Genomic DNA, 2,718 nt, shown 5'->3' with positions numbered 1-2,718 from the left:
TCGAGGGTGCCGGGGCCGGCGTCGGGGTCGCGGGGGTCACGGGCTCCGACCCCGCGACGACGGCGGGAGCTCCCGACGTCGCGGACCCGTCCCCGGCGAGGCCGGGCGCCCCGCCGTACCGCGCGAGCGCGGCGGCCCCGAGCGCGAGCACGCTCCCCGCGTAGACGATCGTGCCTCTCCAGCGGCGTCCGGTCATGACAGGCTCAGCTCCTCGTGGTGGACGGCGGACCGCGGCACGCCCGCGCGGCGTGCCGAGTCCTCGACGGTCGCGACCATCGCGGGCGGGCCGCACACGAACACGTCGCGCGACGCGATGTCGGGCACCAGGGCGTCGAGCCGCCCCGGGCCCAGGGGGTCGTGCCCGAGGTCGGCCCGGCGGCCCACGACGGGCAGGTAGGTGAGCGGCGCGTCGGCGAGCTCGTGGCCGAGGCCGAGGTCCGCCCGGGACCGGGCGCGGTGCACGACGACGACGTCGTGCCCGCGCGCGACCAGGTCCTCCGCGAGCGCCCGCACGGGCCCGACGCCCGCGCCCCCGGCGACGAGCAGCACACCGCGGCGTCGCGCCCGGGCGGCGGTGAAGCGGCCGAACGGCCCCTCGAGGAGCACGCGCGTCCCGGGCCGCAGGTGCGCCACCGCGCGCGAGTGGTCGCCCAGGCCACCGACGGTGAAGCGCAGGTGCTCGCCGTCGGGCGCGACGGAGACCGAGTAGGGGTGGGCGGTGACGACGTGGCCCCGCGCGAGGAAGCGCACGAGGAAGAACTGGCCGGCCCGTGCCCCGACGTCCGCGAGCGCCGGACCCGACACCCACACGCTCGTCATCCCCCCGGCCTCCGGCACGACGGCGCTCACGCGCGGCGCGTCCCGGAGCACGCCCAGGAGCGGCAGCACCACGCGCCACGTGAGGAGCGCCGCGGCGGTGCCCGCGTAGAGGAGCACCCAGGCGGCGCGGGCCGTCGGGTCGCCGACGAAGTGCGCGCCCGCCGTGACCTGGTGCGCGAACGTGAGGTACACCCCGGCGTAGATCGTCAGGTGCACGAGGAACCACGCCTCGTACGACAGGTACCGCCGCACGAGCCGCGCGCCGGACGCCCCGACGACGACGAACAGGCCCGTGCCGACGAGCGCGGCCGTCATGTCCGGCTCCACCAGCACGAGGGTGAGCGCCTGCCACCACGACGCGGCCTGCGCCGGCAGGGCGGTCCCGGCCACCATGAGGAGCGCGTGGGTGACGACGAGGAGCACGACGGTCGTCCCGAGGACGCGGTGCCACGCGACGAGCCGGTCCAGGCCGACCGCGCGCTCGAACCAGGGGACGCGCCCGACGAGGAGGAGCTGCGCGCAGACCAGCACCGACGCGACGAGCCCCACCAGCTCCCCGACGCCGGTGAGCGCACCGGCCGGCGTCGCACCGGCGGACGGCGGCGTGCCCTGCCACCAGAACGCGACGACGAGCGCGAGGACACCGAGCAGCACCGCGCGCAGGGCGACCGCGCCCGGAGCGGGTGCGCCAGGGCCGCGCGGTGCACGGGCCTCGGCCCGGGGCGGGGCCTGGGCCGACGTCCGGCGTGTCGTGAGGATGCTCATGCGAGACAGCGTGCCCGGCGATTCTCAGAGCATTCTCGGAGGCGGTGCTCCGGGGTCGGACCTTTCGTCCGCGCGCGGGGCGGGTGGACGCCCGGTCTCAGCGGGACGACGCCGGCACGCGCGGCTCGGCGGCCCGGGCGGCGGACGCCTTCCGGGGCGGCCCGGGCGGGGTCTCGTCCCTGCCCGGGCGGGTGGCGAGCAGCGCCCACAGGATGCATGCGAGGTCGACGCCCTCCTGGAGCCACGCGCCAGCGAGCGCGGGGAGCCGTCCCGTCGCGGCCACGACCATGAGCAGCCCCGACAGGGCGATCCCGATGCCGATGGCCTGCCACGCGACCCGCACGGTGCGGCGCCCGATCCGCACGGCCCCGACCGCGCGCGCGAGGTCGTCGCGGACGACGACGGCGTCCGCGGTCTCGGTCGCCGCCGTCGAGCCCCGTGCGCCCATGGCCATGCCGACGTCGGCCACCGCGAGGACCGGGGCGTCGTTCACGCCGTCTCCGACCATCATCACGGGGCGGTCCGGCAGCCCTCGCACGGCGTCGACCTTGTCCTGCGGGAGGAGGCCGGCCCGGACGTCGTCGATACCGACCGCGTCCGCGACGTGCCGGGCGGTCGCCGCCGCGTCGCCGGTGAGCATCACCGTGGTGCGGACCCCCGCCGCGTGGAGGGACGCGACCGTGGAGCGCGCCTCGGCCCGCAGCTCGTCCGCGAGGAACAGCGTCCCGGCGTACGCGCCGTCGACGCTCACGTGGACGGCGCTCCGGCCCGCTCCGGGGGTGGGCACCCCCGCTGGCTCCTCCGCGACGACGAAGCCCAGCCGGCCCACGGCCACGACGTGGCCGCAGACCGTCGCCCGCGCGCCCCGCGCGGTCTCCTCCACCGCGTCGCGCGCGGCGGGGAGGGCGAGGCCGCGTTCCTGGGCGGCGCGCACGACTGCAGTGGCGAGAGGGTGCACCGAGTACTGCTCGACGGCGGCCGCGAGGGCGAGGAAGCGGTCCGCAGGGAGGTCCCCCGCGGGACGGACCTCCACGACCACCGGCGCTCCGTGGGTCAGGGTTCCCGTCTTGTCGAACGCCACGGTCCGCACGCGGGAGAGCTGCTCGAGCGTGCCCGCCGACTTGACGATGATCC

Annotated in this window: 2 protein-coding genes and 1 pseudogene; all 3 read right to left on the bottom strand. The window is 77.7% G+C overall.

Annotated elements, in window-relative coordinates; genetic code table 11:
- Positions 1–196, bottom strand: a pseudogene (locus FB00_RS20710) (hypothetical protein); the annotation flags it as partial.
- Complete coding sequence (locus tag FB00_RS20705) at positions 193–1,584, bottom strand: ferric reductase-like transmembrane domain-containing protein (protein WP_047234810.1); 1,392 nt, start codon at positions 1,582–1,584, stop codon at positions 193–195. The gene FB00_RS20705 and the pseudogene FB00_RS20710, both read right to left, overlap by 4 nt.
- 97 nt (positions 1,585–1,681) lie before the next feature.
- The coding region (locus FB00_RS20700) for an HAD-IC family P-type ATPase (RefSeq protein ID WP_047234809.1) at positions 1,682–2,718 on the bottom strand (1,037 nt) is incomplete at its 5' end.

The sequence above is a fragment of the Cellulosimicrobium funkei genome, assembly GCF_001019615.1.
Classification (GTDB): Bacteria; Actinomycetota; Actinomycetes; order Actinomycetales; family Cellulomonadaceae; genus Cellulosimicrobium; species Cellulosimicrobium cellulans_E.
Note: the sequence above shows the minus strand (reverse complement) of the source record. Positions and strands in the feature narration are given on the sequence as shown.

Excerpts from the sequence above, each read along its gene's own strand:
- FB00_RS20705 (WP_047234810.1), bottom strand. The coding sequence starts at position 1,584 with ATGAGCATCCTCACGACACGCCGGACGTCGGCCCAGGCCCCGCCCCGG.